Origin of the sequence: Kosakonia oryziphila (assembly GCF_900094795.1) — a bacterium.
In the GTDB taxonomy this organism is placed as follows: Bacteria; Pseudomonadota; Gammaproteobacteria; order Enterobacterales; family Enterobacteriaceae; genus Kosakonia; species Kosakonia oryziphila.
Map to the genome: position 1 here is coordinate 1 of NZ_FMBC01000002.1, position 16469 is coordinate 16469.

Genomic DNA, 16469 nt, shown 5'->3' on the forward strand with positions numbered 1-16469 from the left:
TCATAAATATGTACGTATAAGGGGCCGTGAAAGAGATTGATATCGTACCAGTGATATGAGACAACGTCAGCAGTGATTTTCTCTGAAGCGTAAATTAAAATTTTTACTGTCCGCAGAACGATCCTCTTACGGACATGATTAATCGGGGTCAGGATGACTACTCGTGGCAAAGCGACAGGCAAAAGTGAACGACTGGCTGTTTTAAATAATGCCGAGCAGGAAGCGCTGTATGGCCTCCCTGATTTCGATGATGCACAGCGACTGGAATATCTAGCTCTGGATGAATCTGAGCTGGCACTGGCCTGTAGTCGTCAGGGGCTTCACGCTCAGATTTATTGCATCCTCCAGATCGCTTACTTTAAAGCCAAACACCTGTTTTTCCGCTTCGGGTGGAGCGATGTTAAGGATGACTGCAACTTTATCCTGAGTCGTTATTTTCACGGTGAGCCACTTCCAGAGCAGTCTCCCACCAAGCATGAGCGCTATGCTCAGCGGGAAAAAATTTGCGCCCTTTACGGTTACCGGCCCTGGTCATCTGCACTGTCTTCACAACTCGAACATCAGGCCATTCACATTGTTCGCCGTGATGTGACTCCTGGCTTTGTCGCCATGGAGCTGATCATATGGCTCAACGAACATAAAATCATCCGACCCGGTTATACCACGCTCCAGGAACTAGTGAGCCGGGTTCTTTCTGATGAAAGGCTGCGACTGGAGCGTATTCTGGCTGAGCGGCTTGATGACACGACAATTACCGGGCTGGATAAGCTGATTGAGCGAGATGATACGCTTTCCCGGCTCGCGGTTCTCAGGCAGGATGCGCGTGACTTTGGCTGGCGCCAGATGGTCCACGAACGGGAAAAAAGGGCCATCCTGGAGCCACTACACCGCAAAGCCTGTGACATCTTACCGGCACTGAATATTTCCCAGCAAAACCTGTTGTACTATGCCAGCCTGGCAAATTTCTATACCGTTTACGATCTCCGCAACCTGAAAGCCGGGCAGACCCGCCTTTACCTGTTGTGCTATGCCTGGATTCGTTATCGCCAGTTCAGCGACAACCTGGTGGATGCGATGTTTTTCCATATGAAACAGCTCGAGGATGAGAGCCGCAGCGTGGCTAAACAGCTTATGGCTGATGTACAGGAAAAACACCGACGCGAAACATCCAAAATCGGGCGTCTGCTATCGCTTTATGTTGACGACAGCGTTCCTGACCCTACGACCTTTGGTGAAGTCCGCCGCCGTGCCTGGAAAATCATGCCACGGGAGGCACTGAAAAGTACCGCGCATCGCATGAGTGTAAAACCCGTCAGCAGACTGGCGCTACAGTGGCAGGCCGTGGACGGTATGACAGCATTAATTCGGCGTCACCTGCGGCCATTATACCTGTCACTCGACCTCACAAGCGTGGTCCGGCACAGTCAGTGGGCTGAGGCGTTGCACTGGCTCCGAATGGTGTTCGGCAAAAAGCAGACACTTTCGCAGCGGTCACTTGAGGAATGCCCGCCTGAAACGTTACCCGCACGGCTGCGTCCATATCTGCTGGAATACGGTGAGGATGGTGAATCCACAGGCCTGAATGCCGGACGCTATGAATTCTGGCTCTATCGCCAGATAAGAAAGCGTTTTCAGGCAGGTGAATTCCACCTCAATGACAGTCTCCGGCACCGCCATCTTTCTGATGAGCTGGTACCGGAAGGGGAACAGGCCGCCGTGCTGGCTGAAATGAACATCCCATTTTTGCAAAAGCCGATTAAAACGCAGCTAAAGGTGCTGGAGTCCGAACTGCACCGGCAGTGGAAAGCCTTCAACCGTGAGCTGAAGCAGGGGAAGCTAAAACATCTGGAATACGACAAAGAAACGCAGAAGCTAACCTGGCATAAATCAGTGGTCAGTCGTAATAAGGAGCAGAACAAGCGTTTCTATGAGCAACTTCCATTCTGTGATGTGACCGATGTTTTCCGCTTTGTTAACGAACAGTGCCGATTTCTTCATTCTATGAAGCCGCTACAACCCCGTTATGCCAAAAAAGAAGCGGATGCAGACAGCCTGATGGCGGTCATCGTTGCGCAGGCGATGAACCATGGTAATCATGTCATGGCGAGAACCAGCGATATACCGTTCCATGTTCTGGAAACTACGTACGAACAGTACCTTCGCCTGGCGTCGTTGCTGAAGGCCAATGACTGTATCACCGATGCCATAGAAGCACTGCCGGTCTTCCCACTCTATTCGTTTGATCCGGAGACTCTTTATGGAGCCGTTGACGGGCAGAAATTTGGTGTTGAGCGTCCGACAGTGAAAGCCCGATATTCACGTAAATATTTTGGTCGCGGTAAAGGCATGGTGGCTTACACACTGCTGTGTAACCACATCCCAATCAACGGATACCTGATTGGCACAAACGAGTACGAAGGCCACCATGTCTTTGATATCTGGTACCGCAACACTTCAGCAGTGAAGCCTACGGCCATTACCGGAGACATGCACAGCATCAACAAGGCCAACTTTGCGATCCTGCACTGGTTTGGTCTTCGATTTGAACCTCATTTTACTGACCTGAACAGACAGTTGTCGGAGTTGTACTGTACCAGAGAGCCCTCGACATATAAGAAGTGCCTGATTCAGCCTGCCGGACAGATTGACCTGGAACTTATTACCCGTGAAAAAAGCAATCTCGGGCGCATCGTCGCCACGCTGGGGCTGAAGGAAATGACGCAGGGAACGCTGATCCGCAAATTATGCACATATACAACGGCTAATCCGACAAGAAAGGCAGTGTTTGAATATGACCGGCTGGTTCGCAGTATTTACACACTGAAGTATATGCGCGATCCCCAGCAGGAACGAAACATCCGCCGCTCACAGAACCGGATTGAATCTTATCACCAGCTCCGTGGCGCCGTCGCCAAAGTCGGTGGAAAGAAAGAGTTAACCGGGAAAAACGACATTGAAACAGACATCAGTAATCAGTGCGGGCGGTTGATCTGCAACGCGATCGTTTATTACAACTCAGCGATCCTGTCGCGATTACTGGAACGGCTGGAAGCAGAAGGCAACAACAAGGACATTGATGCTTTGACCCGGATATCGCCGGTGGCCTGGCAACATATCTTGCTGAACGGGCATTATACCTTCCAGAGCAGCAATGAACTTATTGACCTGGATGCGCTGGTTGCCGGGCTGAAACTGGGGTAACGGAAATTTCGGCGGTTCCGGCGTAGAACCCCCTTATGCGACTTTTTGGTTACGCCCGCGTTTCGACCAGCCAGCAATCCCTCGATATTCAGATCAAAGCGCTCAAAGAGGCCGGTGTTAAACCCAGCCGCATTTTTACCGACAAGGAATCCGGGAGCCATACCATACGCGCGGGGCTGGACTTGCTGCGCCTCAAAGTGGAAGAAGGCGACCTTATCCTGGTGAAGAAGCTGGACCGCCTCGGGCGTGACACCGGCGATATGATCCAGCTCATAAAAGAGTTTGACCGCCTGGGCGTGGCCGTCAGGTTTATGGATGACGGAATTAGCACCGAGGGCGAGATGGGCAAGATGATCGTCACGATCCTCTCGGCAGTCGCGCAGGCCGAACGTATGCGCATACTGGAGAGAACGAACGAGGGCCGCCAGGAAGCTATGAGCAAGGGCGTTCGTTTTGGCCGTAAGCGTTCGGTTGACCGAAAGCGTGTGCGGGAGCTGCACGACGAAGGTATGGGAGCGACGGAGATCGCGAAGGTGATGGGCATCGCCCGGTCGACGGTCTACAAAGTCCTGACGACCACCGGCGACGCCCTGCCCGTCTGACTGCTACCCCAGCCAGCAGGTCAAGCCGAAGACAACCGCCGCGAATAACGCGGTGGTGCCCCAGGCGTATTCCGGCCAGTACGTTCCGGCCAATGCCCCAAATCCGACAGTCAGCACCACAACCACCGCGACGCTGCCGAAGACTTTAAGCTGCCAGCGCAGCCATCGTTTAAAAAAGCTCATCGTATCATCCGCATTATTCCGTTAGCGATATCCACATCCGACGACAGCAGCCTGGTTAACGCCGGGTTTCGGCTGATGACCGGCTCTACCAGAAAATACAGCATTTCCAGCGTCTCGGCGTACAGCGCCCGGTAATACATCCAGTTAACCTGCTTGAGCCTGTCAGCCGCCTTTGCTGCGTCCTGCACGTAGCCGTACATGCCGACTATCATCACGCCCTTTGTTCCGTGACGCAGCAATGCGCGCTCTACTGTCACGCTAAGGCTGAAAGAGTAGCAGATCGTCATGGTTATCGCGGCGCTCAACGACTGGTTAGTTACGGAACCGCTGGCGAAAGTGGCCCCCTGTTTGACGAGTTCCTGCTGAATGTGGCGGATACGGTCAGGGGTAAGGTTTTGCAGCAGCATGTCGATGTAGATCCGTATCATCCGCTGAATTACATCATGCTCGCGTACCAGCTTGACTATAGCCAGCATGAAGCGGATATCCTCCTTCTTCTGCTTCGCACAGACGTCTTGATAATTCTGCGTGAAGCAGCTCGTATAGTAGATGGCGCGCGTTGCGCCAGCCTGGAGGTTTTTACCCTGCTCTAGCATTTCGTCGCGAACGCCAGCCAGCGCCTCCTCAAGGCGCAGGGCCAGGTATTTGTCGGCCTGGATCTTGTCCAGAATCATGTTGTTTGTGTATATACTAAAGCCTTCCGTTGCGCGGGGCGCTACGAGAAAAATAGGCGACCCCGGACAGTTTGTACAAAAGCAAAACCCGCCGGTGATGGGGTTTGAAGTCCAACCGTACGAGATCATACGCTAAGTGCATTTTTGAGCAGAACAGGTGAGTAAAAAAATGGGATTTTATTTACTCTTTTCGTTGACGCCAGTAAACATGCGACGTGCAGCATTCTCACTGTTCATAGATCCGGTAATGAAATCAATGTAAATCCGTCCAACAACCTCATGAGGTTATAGACTTAAAACCATAGGGTTACGTTCTTAACGTACGTTTCCGTTGCATTGTGCTTCAAACCCCTCGCCCTCCACGCGTGAGGCATCGCGTTCCAGATGCGGCCACAGCACCGCCTGGCGAATATCCAGACATTGCTCTAACGTAATAGTGGCGAAATTCACGGGTTCTCTCTCCATCGTAATGGTGCTTCCTGGCCAGGCAAGCGCGCAAGGCCGATGATTCATAAATCGTTGCAAATTGATTACTCTGAAAGCTGCCGCTGCGTTATCTGCTCCGTTTTGCGGATTTCATAATATTAATCAATAAGTTGTTTAATTTCTGCTTTCGCACAACGGGGAACAAAACGTGATCTAACGCACATTTAATTCCCCAGAGATCGAAGCGAATGTCTACGCTTTATAGATAGCCGGGACACACCCGTCATTTTTACGACGACATCCGGAGGCCAGAGCCACTATGTTCAACCAGAAACTACAAAGCGCAGAAAACGTCGAGTTTATCATCGAAGAAGAGCTTCTCTATGAAACCGATCCGTGCGAGTTAAAACTGGATGAAATGATCGACGCGGAGCCGGAACCCGAAATGATCGAAGGGCTACCGGCGTCCGATGCGCTGACGCCTGCCGATCGTTACCTGGAGTTGTTTGAACACGTGCAGTCGTCACGACTGTTTGCCGACAGTAAAACCTTCCCCGACTGTGCGCCGAAAAGGGATCCGCTCGATATTCTGATTCGCTATCGCAAAATCAAACGCAAACCCGAGTTCGACCTGAAACAGTTCGTGAAAGCGCATTTCTGGATGCCGGAAAACACGAGCAAAGAGTATGTTTCGAATCCGGAGCATTCGCTGAAAGAGCATATCGACAATCTGTGGCCGGTGCTGACCCGCGAGCCGCAGGATCATATTCCGTGGTCGTCGCTGCTGGCGCTGCCGCAGGCGTACATCGTGCCAGGCGGTCGATTCAGAGAAACCTATTACTGGGACTCTTACTTCACCATGCTGGGGCTGGCAGAAAGCGGCCGCGACGACCTGCTGCGCTGTATGGCCGATAATTTCGCGTGGATGATCGAACGCTACGGCCATATTCCGAACGGCAACCGGACTTACTATCTGAGCCGTTCGCAGCCGCCCGTTTTTGCTCTGATGGTGGAGCTGTTTGAAGAGGATGGCGTGCGCGGTGCGCGGCGCTACCTTGAACACCTGCTGATGGAGTACGCCTTCTGGATGGATGGCGCAGAATCGCTGGTACTGAACCAGGCTTACCGCCATGTTGTGCGGATGCCAGATGGTTCGCTGCTTAACCGTTACTGGGACGATCGCGATACGCCGCGAGACGAATCCTGGCTGGAGGATGTGGAAACCGCCCGCCACTCCGGTCGCCCGGCGAATGAAGTTTATCGCGACTTGCGCGCAGGAGCCGCGTCCGGCTGGGATTACTCCTCCCGCTGGCTGCGTGATGCACACCGGCTGGCGAGCATTCGTACCACGCAGTTTATTCCCATCGATTTGAACGCCTTTTTGTTCAAACTGGAAAGCGCGATTGCCAATATTTCCGGGCTGAAAGGTGATCGCGAGCGTGAAGCGGAATTCCGCCAGAAAGCGAGCGATCGCCGGGCGGCGGTTAACCGCTATCTATGGGATGAGGAGAATGGCTGCTACCGAGATTACGACTGGCGTCGTGAAGAGATGGCGCTGTTTTCCGCCGCCAGTATCGTGCCGCTGTATGTCGGTATGGCGACGCATGAACAGGCAGAGCGGCTGGCGGAATCGGTGAAAAATCGACTGCTCACGCCTGGTGGCATTCTGGCGACGGAATATGAAACCGGCGAACAATGGGATAAACCCAACGGCTGGGCACCGTTACAGTGGATGGCAGTACAGGGCTTTAAGCTTTACGGCAACGACGCACTGGGTGACGAGATCGCCCGCAGTTGGCTGCAAACGGTGAATCACTATTACCGGAATCACCGCAAGCTGATCGAGAAGTACCACATTGCCAGCAGCACGCCGCGCGAAGGCGGCGGCGGGGAATACCCGTTGCAAGACGGTTTCGGCTGGACAAACGGCGTGGTACGCCGGTTAATCGGGTTGTACGGCGAGCCGTAACGCTCGCCACCCTTCGTCAACTACGCCATCGGGATAAACGCCTGATAACGCTTCGTTTATCAGGCCACCCTAATCAATGGCGTTATAAATGGCGGTCTGAATATCCGCCCATTTACGGTTTTCGTCATCCGGCTCTGCCTGGTTACGCAACTGCGCCTGTTCCATCTCATAACGCTGACGCTCAACCACCGGTTTTACAGTGCAAAACGCCTGCAAATAGCTTTTGCCGATCGATGATAACCCCTTGTTATTCACCGCCATTTCATGGCTCAACATGCTGATAAAGCGACGGCAGGGGCGATTCTCATCCATTTGTATCCGGTAACGCAGCAGCATATCCAGCACCTCGGTATGATTGGCCGCCACCGCCTGCTCTGTCCACGACAGTTTCCAGTTCATTCCGGTACGCAAAAATAGCGACACCACGCGCGTATCGTTACGATCAATTGCCGCGCGGAAGTTATTCTCGTCACGCGGCAACCCCATGCGGCTCAGCTCCTCTTTCGGCGAAATTTTTTCCTTGCCCTGCGAAATTGGCACTGTAATGCTGTTTACGCGCGCCATCGGTGCCTGAGCATCACCGAAGAATAGCCACACCCCGCCAATCGCCACGATAAGCGCCACTACGCCTACCGAGCCCCATAACGCTCTGACAAATAACTGCTCCCGCTCTTCCCGGCTACGAGCCTGGTGCTTAGCCGGTCTGTCAATATTGTCACGCATTGGCATCGTATCACCTCCTGCGGCACGGTCTTTTTTCCGCGCCTGCTCCCAGAAAGCGTCTAAGTTATTACCCGCCTCGCGCAATATTTCGGCGGGATTAGTTGTGGTGCGCCCCTCTTCCCATGCGCGTTGTACCGGTCCCGAGATCTGCGAATAGTAACTATCCAGTAAACTGAGTTGATTGGAGGTCAGCGGCTCTCCCGCCACGACCACAGCGCGCATCTGCCGCACATCCTCTAAGAACGTGTGCAGAGTTTTACGCGTTTCCAGATACAGGTTTAATACCGCACTATCGTTAAACAAGTGCGCGTAATGCTGGCTGAACTCTTTTTTATCCACCAACAGTAACGCCAGCTCGCTAAAGCGCATCCCGCTCAAAATATCATTGCGATCGCCCAACCGCAGCCAGCGCCGCACATGATCGGCGCCAAACTGCGTTTTCAAATGGTTACGCAGGCGTTCCGTATCCGGCCACGCCTGCGTTACCAGCGAGGTGATCATCATCTCCAGCGCGCGCAGTTGCTGCTGACCGTGCTGCTGCTGGCTCTCCTCCACTTTTAGCGATGTGCTATAGCTGAGTAGCGGTTGCCGGGTTCGCAAATATTCCAGCGCGCTAACAAAGCGAAGCGCGGCAATCAGTTGATTTTCCGTCACGATTTGCCCGCTCTCATAACGTGGGACAAGCTGCTGCAAGTGACGGAGTTGCAAAGTGAACTGTGTTAATTCCGCATCGTTGAGTTTTAGTCGTTTAGCCACCGCGCCCCAGCCACCCATGCTCAGACGCGCAATATCAAGTTGTTCTAAAAACCAGCGCGGATCTTTGCCCTCGTCGAAACGGACATTCAGTAATAACAGAATTTCGACGGACGCCTGGCGGATCACAGCAATGCATTTTTCAAACTGTTCACCCGTATTAACAGGAGCGTTGCTTGTCATTATTTTCCTTTAAGTACAACTTAAGAAATAATTATCTGGCCAATGTCAGCACGGAATTTTTTCTTTAATTACGGGTAGTTAAAGGATAGACCAATTAAGGATTATTATCAGTTATACAGCTTTCAACGCCTAAAAAAATGGCCGGAGACATTCATGATGCTTATATTTCATACGCCCAGACTGACCTGTTCGCCGCTGTCTGAACAGGACTGGCCCTTTTTTCTTGCGCTGCAACAGCACCCCGATGTGATGCGTTACGTTTCGGATACCCGCAGTGAACAGGAGATCCGCGCGGCGTTTGACGCCCGTCTGCCTGAATGGCAGCCTGGCAGCCCGCACTGGCTTTGTTTGTTGGTACGCGATAACGCCACAAACGCGCCACTTGGGGTAACCGGCTATATCCACCGTGAGGACGATTGTGCCGAAGTGGGATTCCTGTTTGCGCCGCAGGCACAGGGCAGAGGTTACGGCCAGGAATCCCTTACCGCCCTGTGTAATTACGCGTTTAACCAGGGCGGTATTCGTCGGCTGGTCGCCACAGTAACCGCCGGGAATCTGGCCTCACGCCGTTTACTGGAAAAAACAGGATTTGTACTGGAAGGCGAACTGCGGGAGACCTGGTGGCTGGCGGGAGCGTGGCATAACGACTGGCTGTTTGGCTTACTGCGCCATGAATATACAGAAAAAGGCTAATTTATCAGCACATCACACGCCCTTCTGCCAGGCTTAAAGACGTGTTCCGGCAACTGACAGGAGAAGTTATGAAGAAAAATGTGCTCATCCTCTGTGTAGCAACACTGTTCTCCATGACGGCATTCGCCGAAGATTCACCCGGTCTGAAAACTGATAAAGCCCCGCCGCCGCCGCACAAAATGGAGGATGGCTACCGAGGAATGGAGGATGCGCGAAGCTCCACCATCAAAGCCGCAAAATCCATGCATGACGGTGCATCCGTCTCGCTGCACGGCAACCTGGTGAAAAAGGAGAGCGACGATCGCTACCTGCTTCGCGATAAAACAGGCGAGATAAACGTGGTGATCCCGATGATGCTGTTCGATGGCAAATCCGTATCACCGGATGAACTCGTTGGTATAAGCGGCTCGCTGGATAAAAAACAGCAGCCTGCGTTTATCCGGGTAACACATTTTCAGAAACAGTAGCCAATGCGTGCCCGGCAGCCAGAAGCCCGCCGGGCGTCATTTTTTACAGGAACATACCGCCAGAGACTTCCACACGTTGCGCGTTCATCCAGCCCAGTTCATCGCTCAACAACGCCGCCATCGCATCGCCAATATCGTCCGGTAGCCCCACGCGCCCCAGTGCGGTTTGCGTAGCGAGATACTGATTAATCTGCTCGTTGTCGCGCACCTGGCCGCCGCCAAAATCAGTTTCGATAGCGCCCGGCGCAATGATATTCACCGCAATTCCACGCGCGCCCAGCTCTTTCGCCTGATAACGGGTCAACACCTCCATCGCCCCTTTCATTGACGCATAAGCGGCATATCCTGGCTGGCAAAAACGCGCCAGGCCGCTGGAAACATTAAGAATGCGACCGCCATTTTTCAGCAACGGCAGCAGATTCTGCGTCAGGAAGAACGGCCCTTTAACGTGGATATTCACCAGTTGGTCAAACTGCGCTTCCGTGGTTTCAGCAAACGCTGCGTGAATGCCGATGCCAGCATTGTTCAATAAATAATCGAACGTCTCACGCTGCCAGACCTGTTTTAGCTGTTCATGGACTTCACGGGTAAAGGCAGCAAAACCCGAAATATCGCCGACGTTCAACTGCAATGCCACGGCCTTCACGCCTTTTTGTTCAATTTCGCCGACGACTTTCTGTGCTTCTTCGGCGTTGCTGTTGTAGGTCAGGATAATGCCCGTTCCCTTCGCTGCCAGCTTCAGGGCCGCGTTTTTACCCAGCCCGCGGCTGCCGCCTGTCACTAATGCAATAGGTTGTGTCATAAGAAACCTCGTTTTCGCTGATGTGGAGAGTGAGAAAAGCTTATTAACTGACACAAAAACAATAAAGGTGTTAAATTACGCTTCACTGTTTCACTCATGACAACAATAGAGTGTCGGTATGGATAAAATTCACGCAATGCAACTGTTCATCCGCGTCGCGGAGCTGGAGAGTTTTTCCCGGGCGGCGGATTCAATGGGATTACCTAAAGGTAGTGTATCTCGCCAGATTCAGGCGCTGGAAACCCATCTCGGCACGCAGTTGTTGCACCGCACCACCCGCCGGGTGCAGCTCACGCAGGATGGGATGGTCTATTACGAGCGAGCAAAAGATCTGCTGGCAAATATGGATGAGCTGGACGGCCTGTTTTTGCACGATCCTTCCAGCATCAGCGGACGATTGCGCGTGGATATGCCGGTCGGCGTGGCGAAGAATCTGGTGATCCCGCGCTTGCCCGCTTTCGTGCAACAGTATCCCGGCATTGAACTGGAGCTGAGCAGCAGCGATCGGCTGGTGGATATTATCCGCGAAGGTTTCGACTGCGTGGTACGCGTTGGCACGCTGAAAGATTCCGGCTTAATTGCCCGCCAGCTTGGGCGGTTATCGGTTATTAATTGTGCCAGCCCCGATTACCTAGCGCGATTCGGTTACCCGGAGAGTCTGGATGATTTGTCCTCTCATGCACTGGTGCATTATGCGGTGAACCTCGGTACGCGTCCGCAAGGTTTTGAAGTCTGGCAGGATAAACAGATGCGGTGGGTAAAAACTGGCGGCATTCTGACAGTCAACAGCACAGAAACCTATCAGGCCGCCTGCCTTGCCGGGCTGGGGATTATTCAGGTTCCGCGCATCGGCGTGCGTGAAGCGCTGCGCGCCGGAAAGCTGGTGGAGATCCTGCCACAATATCGCGCTGAGCCGATGCCGGTCTCGCTGATTTACCCGCACCGCCGCAATCTCTCCCGCCGCGTACATCTATTTATGGAGTGGCTGGTGACGGCGCTGAAAGATTATGTCGATTAGCGCCAGGCTATAATTTTCGTTACAGACACATTCAGGAGAAGGAAAAAAGCGCTGATGACGCCGGAAAATCATGAAAAACGCCCGACGCAAAACCTCGACTATAAACCCGTAAGGAAGATGACGGGACAGACTGCACGGCAGAAGAACGCCAGGGAAGGAAAAGTCAGCAGTACGCTGGCGACCGTGGCCGGTACGGCGCAAAAACTACAGCGCCTTCCCGTCATCGCGCACCTTATCCGCGCCGCAGAACGCTTTAATGATCGTATGGGAAACCAGTTTGGCGCGGCCATCACCTACTTCTCTTTTCTGTCGATGATCCCGATTCTGATGGTCTCGTTTGCCGCCGCCGGGTTTGTGCTGGCCTCGCATCCAACGCTGTTGCAGGACATCTTCGACAAAATTGTATTGAGTGTCAGCGATCCGACCATGGCGACAATGCTGAAGAACACTATCAATATCGCCGTACAGCAGCGCACCACGGTAGGGATTGCCGGACTGGCCATCGCTCTCTACTCCGGTGTGAACTGGATGGGCAACCTGCGCGAGGCAATCCGCGCCCAGTCGCGCGATGTCTGGGAGCGCAATGCCCGGGACGCGGAGAAAATCTGGGTAAAATATTTCCGCGACTTTATTTCACTAATTGGTCTGCTGATAGCCCTGATTATCACGCTGTCGATCACCTCGATTTCCGGTTCGGCGCAGCAGATAATTATCTCGGCGCTCTATCTCGATAATATTGAGTGGCTTAAACCGGCCTGGCGGCTGATTGGCCTTGGGATCTCAATATTCGCCAACTATCTGCTCTTTTTCTGGATTTTCTGGCGCTTGCCGCGTCACCGCCCGCACAAAAAAGCGCTGATCCGCGGCACCTTTATCGCCGCTATAGGCTTTGAGGTGATCAAAATCGTAATGACCTGGACGCTGCCATCGCTGGTAAAATCACCCTCCGGCGCGGCATTTGGTTCGGTACTCGGACTGATGGCGTTCTTCTACTTCTTCGCCCGTCTGACACTGTTTTGCGCCGCATGGATTGCCACCGCGCGATACAAAAATGACCCACGCATGCCGGATGTAACCCACCACTAAATTCACGCCCGGGCTGAGTGAAAACGTAAAATATCAGCCCGATCTCGCTTTTCAGCATGAAAATCCAGGCCGTAACTTTTATTTAACCTTAATCCAGTCTTATCAACTAATTTATAAAATATGTGAAGCATTTCATGGAAGGGAAATCGCACGTGTGAAAATTATCCACTCTTTGCGCATTTTTCATGCAGATTGTCGTTTTGTTACAGATTGAAATGCCGCTTTTGCTGTGACTAATATGGTTGTTCGTTCGCCCAAAAATAAGAAAATACTATGCAAGCTACAGCTACCACTTTCGACAACGAGCAGGAAAACCCACCGGTAAACTCACGCAATAAAGTCGTCGTTGCTTCATTGATCGGCACCGCCATCGAGTTCTTCGATTTCTACATTTATGCGACCGCTGCGGTGATTGTGTTCCCGCATATCTTCTTCCCGCAGGGCGACCCAACGGCAGCCACGCTGCAATCGCTGGCGACCTTCGCCATTGCCTTTATTGCACGCCCGATCGGCTCCGCACTGTTCGGCCACTTTGGCGACCGTATTGGCCGCAAAGTGACGCTGGTGGCCTCGCTGCTGACCATGGGTATCTCTACCGTGGTGATCGGCCTGCTGCCAGGTTACGAAACGATCGGCGTAATGGCACCGTTGCTGCTGGCGCTGGCCCGTTTTGGCCAGGGTCTGGGGCTTGGCGGCGAGTGGGGTGGCGCAGCGCTGCTGGCCACGGAAAACGCCCCGCCGCGCAAACGCGCGCTGTACGGTTCTTTCCCGCAGTTGGGCGCACCAATCGGCTTCTTCTTCGCGAACGGTACATTCCTGCTGCTCTCCTGGTTGCTGACCGACGAACAGTTTATGCACTGGGGCTGGCGCGTACCGTTTATCTTCTCTGCGGTACTGGTGCTGATCGGCCTGTATGTGCGCGTTTCGCTGCATGAAACGCCGGTGTTCGCCAAAGTCGCTGCAGCGAAAAAACAGGTGAAAATCCCGCTGGGTACACTGCTGACCAAACACGTCCGCGTGACGGTGCTGGGTACCTTTATCATGCTGGCAACCTACACGCTGTTCTACATCATGACGGTCTATTCAATGACTTTCAGCACCTCGCCGCAGGGGCTTGGCATGCCGCGCAATGAAGTACTGTGGATGCTGATGATGGCAGTGATTGGCTTCGGCGTGATGGTGCCGGTGGCAGGCCTGCTGGCCGATGCGTTTGGCCGTCGTAAAAGCATGGTTATCATCACCACGCTTATCATTCTGTTCGCGCTGTTTGTCTTCCCGCCGCTGCTGGGCTCCGGTAATCCGGTGCTGGTGATGATTTACCTGCTGATTGGCTTAAGCCTGATGGGCCTGACTTTCGGCCCGATGGGCGCACTGCTGCCGGAATTGTTCCCGACTGAAGTGCGTTATACCGGTGCTTCATTCTCCTATAACGTGTCGTCTATTCTCGGCGCGTCTGTGGCACCGTATATCGCCGCCTGGTTGCAGGCGAATTATGGCCTGATGTATGTCGGGTTCTACCTGGCAGCAATGGCGGGGTTAACACTGATTGCGCTGCTGCTGACTCACGAAACTAAACACCAGACGCTGTAATCCTTTCCCCTCTCGCCGCCAGCGAGAGGGCCACTTCTTAGTGTTTCCAGCGTTAGTGCTTCATCTGCGACAAAATCGTCTGACACTGATTCTGCTCCCCTTCTGAGGGCGAGATCAGCGCCAGTAACGCGGCCGCAGGCGTCGCTAACGTCGCCAGCGCCGCCGCCACGGCTCCGCGCACAATCAGCGGCCCGGCCTTAACCCCGGCCTGCGGGTTTTTGAAGCTGCCGCGCACATATAACGGTGAACGCAACGTCACGATACGAATGCCTTTACTCTCCGGGTCGATGGTTAAATCCAGTTGCTCAGAGGCAAAGCTGGCAGTACCGGTGACATTAATCAGCGCATTTTCGGTGTCGAAAGCGAAGATTTGCGGACGCGCCACGCCGTTCGTCAGATCCAGATTGGCCGCTGCGCAGTTGACCCGCACTTCGTCATCGCCAAAAAGCTGGCCGATAACATAGTTGCCAACGTTCAGGCCGAGGATCTCCATTAAATTGCGGCTCACCAGCCCGTCGTTCATCAGCAGCTTGAGATTACCGTTACTGGTGCCAAGCAGCGCGGCGACCGAGTTCCCCACGCCACGAATGTCTGCATCGCCATTCATCTCGCCGAGTGTTTTTTGCATCAGCTCGACGTTCGGCATCAATTGTTTCAGCTTCAGCCGCCGCGCCTGGATCTGCGCATAGCCCTGCATCGGTTTTTTATCCCCTTCAAAATGGAGGTTCGATGAGATAGCGCCGCCAGCAAGGCCAAATTTCAGCGGTTGCAGGCGCAGGTCAGCGTTGTTGAGGATGATGTGCGTGGAGAGGTCGCTGATGGGCAACGTTGAACCATGCTCGATACGGCGGCCTTTGAAGCGAACATCGGCATCCATCACATCCCATTTATTGGTTTCAAAGCGATCATACGGCAGCACTTTTCCTGCCGGTTGCACCGATTTCTCCCCTTTTTGCTGTTCAGTGCCTCCGGGTTGCTGCGCCCCTTTGCCGGAATCAACGCCGATGAGCGGCCCCAAATCCACCAGCCGCAACTGGCGTGACTCCACATCGCCTTCCAGTTTCGGGCGCGGTTTACCGGTGGTGTACTTGAGCGAGCCGTGAATATCGCTGTCGCCGATATGGCCGTTGAAATCGCGGTAATCAAATACTGAGCCTTTTTCACTGTCTATCTTCGCCATCAGATGACCGTCGGTCTCAAACGGCGGCGTATCCGGCAACAGCACGCCAGTTAAGTCATATAGATCGCCCAGCGAATCGCCGCCGAACTTCAGTTGTAGATCGACACCGTCGATATTCATCGGATCGTTGACCGTACCGACAAACGCGACGCGGGTATTGCCGGAGCGAAAATCCGCCTGCACCGGGAAAGGCGTTCCTTCACTGCGCAGCGCCAGCATGCCGCCGATTTTCCCCGTTCCGGAGAGCGGCTGCCCGTTGTAGCGCCCTTTTGCCGTCAGGCCAAAAACATAATCGCCGACCTTCGCTTTGCCATCGTTTTTGCCGGTCACTTCGCTAAATGGCAACGGCTTACCGAGCGGATCGACGAGGATCTCGATATCGGCGCGTGTCACTGCATCATCAATGGCAATACGCCCGCGATCGAAGAGAATATTATCAAGCCGAAATGACCACGAAGAGGGCGGCACATTCGCCTCTTTGTTGGTATCACTGGCGAGGGTGAACGTCCAGTTATTGAGTTTTTCTGTGCGGCGAATAAGGCGGGCATCCGGCTGTTGCAGTTTGATCCACGGCAGATAGACCGTTTTGCTGAGCAGTGCCAGCGGCGCAAGCGTGGCTTCTACGCGCGGCAAATGCACCATGGTGACCTCATCAATACCCGACGGATTGCCCAGAATAATATCGTCAGCGTGAACATGCGGCCACGGCACCCAACTGCGCCAGCCAGTCTCCTCTTTTTGCCGCTCCCAGACCACGCCCAGATCGCCACGAATGACAAACTGACGATTCAGTTCCGCAGAGACTTTTTCATTGATGGTGGGTTTCAGGCGGTTCCAGTCGAAGGTGGCGATGATAACGACAGCAACCACAATCAATAACAGGACGGTGGCTATAACAGCGATGATCGCTTTATGCGTT

General features: G+C 53.6%; 14 protein-coding genes. 8 read left to right on the plus strand and 6 right to left on the minus strand.

Features of this window, described 5'->3' with window-relative positions; genetic code table 11:
• Positions 1-153: 153 nt before the first annotated feature.
• The gene (locus GA0061070_RS01335; RefSeq protein ID WP_090133002.1) at positions 154-3201 is read left to right on the plus strand and encodes a Tn3 family transposase; all 3048 of its coding nucleotides are present in this window, start codon (positions 154-156) and stop codon (positions 3199-3201) included.
• A gap of 35 nt (positions 3202-3236) precedes the next feature.
• Positions 3237-3803, plus strand: a complete 567-nt coding sequence (locus GA0061070_RS01340; RefSeq protein WP_090133004.1) for a recombinase family protein — start codon at positions 3237-3239, stop codon at positions 3801-3803.
• Positions 3804-3806: 3 nt separating this feature from the next.
• Here the strand turns inward: GA0061070_RS01340 and GA0061070_RS01345 are convergent, their stop codons facing one another.
• The 3 genes from GA0061070_RS01345 to GA0061070_RS01355 form a co-directional block, all read right to left on the minus strand.
• Positions 3807-3986 carry a hypothetical protein gene (locus tag GA0061070_RS01345; RefSeq protein ID WP_090133006.1) on the minus strand — a complete coding sequence of 60 codons (180 nt, stop codon included), beginning with the start codon at positions 3984-3986 and terminating at the stop codon, positions 3807-3809.
• Entirely contained in the window at positions 3983-4660 is a 678-nt protein-coding gene (locus tag GA0061070_RS01350; protein WP_244153021.1) for a hypothetical protein, read from the minus strand. Before GA0061070_RS01350 ends, GA0061070_RS01345 begins: the two co-directional genes overlap by 4 nt.
• Before the next feature lie 315 nt (positions 4661-4975).
• Positions 4976-5125: a hypothetical protein gene (locus GA0061070_RS01355; RefSeq protein ID WP_244153022.1), complete on the minus strand. Its 150-nt coding sequence runs from the start codon at positions 5123-5125 to the stop codon at positions 4976-4978.
• 280 nt (positions 5126-5405) lie between these two features.
• Here GA0061070_RS01355 and GA0061070_RS01360 point away from each other — a divergent pair, with 280 nt between their 5' ends.
• Positions 5406-7055 (plus strand): alpha,alpha-trehalase, encoded by a 1650-nt coding sequence (locus GA0061070_RS01360; RefSeq protein WP_090133007.1) that lies wholly within the window; start codon positions 5406-5408, stop codon positions 7053-7055.
• A gap of 69 nt (positions 7056-7124) precedes the next feature.
• Here the strand turns inward: GA0061070_RS01360 and GA0061070_RS01365 are convergent, their stop codons facing one another.
• Complete coding sequence (locus tag GA0061070_RS01365) at positions 7125-8714, minus strand: STY4199 family HEPN domain-containing protein (protein WP_090133009.1); 1590 nt, start codon at positions 8712-8714, stop codon at positions 7125-7127.
• 156 nt (positions 8715-8870) lie between these two features.
• On the opposite strand from GA0061070_RS01365, the gene GA0061070_RS01370 reads away from it, so the two are divergent.
• Both GA0061070_RS01370 and GA0061070_RS01375 read left to right on the plus strand, forming a co-directional pair.
• The gene (locus GA0061070_RS01370) at positions 8871-9407 is read left to right on the plus strand and encodes a GNAT family N-acetyltransferase (protein ID WP_208598145.1); all 537 of its coding nucleotides are present in this window, start codon (positions 8871-8873) and stop codon (positions 9405-9407) included.
• Between the two features lie 68 nt (positions 9408-9475).
• Positions 9476-9874 (plus strand): YdeI family stress tolerance OB fold protein, encoded by a 399-nt coding sequence (locus GA0061070_RS01375; RefSeq protein WP_090133013.1) that lies wholly within the window; start codon positions 9476-9478, stop codon positions 9872-9874.
• 43 nt (positions 9875-9917) lie between these two features.
• Here the strand turns inward: GA0061070_RS01375 and GA0061070_RS01380 are convergent, their stop codons facing one another.
• Positions 9918-10676: an SDR family NAD(P)-dependent oxidoreductase gene (locus tag GA0061070_RS01380; RefSeq protein ID WP_090133015.1), complete on the minus strand. Its 759-nt coding sequence runs from the start codon at positions 10674-10676 to the stop codon at positions 9918-9920.
• Between the two features lie 118 nt (positions 10677-10794).
• Here GA0061070_RS01380 and GA0061070_RS01385 point away from each other — a divergent pair, with 118 nt between their 5' ends.
• The 3 genes from GA0061070_RS01385 to GA0061070_RS01395 all read left to right on the plus strand — a co-directional run bounded on the left by GA0061070_RS01385 (position 10795) and on the right by GA0061070_RS01395 (position 14370).
• A complete protein-coding gene (locus GA0061070_RS01385) occupies positions 10795-11694 on the plus strand; it encodes a LysR family transcriptional regulator (protein WP_090133017.1) in 900 nt (299 codons plus the stop codon).
• Between the two features lie 54 nt (positions 11695-11748).
• Complete coding sequence (yhjD, locus tag GA0061070_RS01390) at positions 11749-12780, plus strand: inner membrane protein YhjD (protein WP_090133019.1); 1032 nt, start codon at positions 11749-11751, stop codon at positions 12778-12780.
• 273 nt (positions 12781-13053) lie between these two features.
• Complete coding sequence (locus tag GA0061070_RS01395) at positions 13054-14370, plus strand: MFS transporter (RefSeq protein ID WP_090133021.1); 1317 nt, start codon at positions 13054-13056, stop codon at positions 14368-14370.
• Between the two features lie 52 nt (positions 14371-14422).
• On the opposite strand, the gene GA0061070_RS01400 is transcribed toward GA0061070_RS01395, so the two are convergent.
• Positions 14423-16456 (minus strand): AsmA family protein, encoded by a 2034-nt coding sequence (locus tag GA0061070_RS01400; protein WP_090133023.1) that lies wholly within the window; start codon positions 16454-16456, stop codon positions 14423-14425.
• Between the last annotated feature and the right edge of the window lie 13 nt (positions 16457-16469).

Excerpts from the sequence above, each read along its gene's own strand:
- GA0061070_RS01335 (WP_090133002.1), top strand. The coding sequence starts at position 154 with ATGACTACTCGTGGCAAAGCGACAGGCAAAAGTGAACGACTGGCTGTT.
- GA0061070_RS01340 (WP_090133004.1), top strand. The coding sequence starts at position 3,237 with ATGCGACTTTTTGGTTACGCCCGCGTTTCGACCAGCCAGCAATCCCTC.
- GA0061070_RS01345 (WP_090133006.1), bottom strand. The coding sequence starts at position 3,986 with ATGAGCTTTTTTAAACGATGGCTGCGCTGGCAGCTTAAAGTCTTCGGC.
- GA0061070_RS01350 (WP_244153021.1), bottom strand. The coding sequence starts at position 4,660 with ATGATTCTGGACAAGATCCAGGCCGACAAATACCTGGCCCTGCGCCTT.
- GA0061070_RS01355 (WP_244153022.1), bottom strand. The coding sequence starts at position 5,125 with ATGGAGAGAGAACCCGTGAATTTCGCCACTATTACGTTAGAGCAATGT.
- GA0061070_RS01360 (WP_090133007.1), top strand. The coding sequence starts at position 5,406 with ATGTTCAACCAGAAACTACAAAGCGCAGAAAACGTCGAGTTTATCATC.
- GA0061070_RS01365 (WP_090133009.1), bottom strand. The coding sequence starts at position 8,714 with ATGACAAGCAACGCTCCTGTTAATACGGGTGAACAGTTTGAAAAATGC.
- GA0061070_RS01370 (WP_208598145.1), top strand. The coding sequence starts at position 8,871 with ATGCTTATATTTCATACGCCCAGACTGACCTGTTCGCCGCTGTCTGAA.
- GA0061070_RS01375 (WP_090133013.1), top strand. The coding sequence starts at position 9,476 with ATGAAGAAAAATGTGCTCATCCTCTGTGTAGCAACACTGTTCTCCATG.
- GA0061070_RS01380 (WP_090133015.1), bottom strand. The coding sequence starts at position 10,676 with ATGACACAACCTATTGCATTAGTGACAGGCGGCAGCCGCGGGCTGGGT.
- GA0061070_RS01385 (WP_090133017.1), top strand. The coding sequence starts at position 10,795 with ATGGATAAAATTCACGCAATGCAACTGTTCATCCGCGTCGCGGAGCTG.
- yhjD (WP_090133019.1), top strand. The coding sequence starts at position 11,749 with ATGACGCCGGAAAATCATGAAAAACGCCCGACGCAAAACCTCGACTAT.
- GA0061070_RS01395 (WP_090133021.1), top strand. The coding sequence starts at position 13,054 with ATGCAAGCTACAGCTACCACTTTCGACAACGAGCAGGAAAACCCACCG.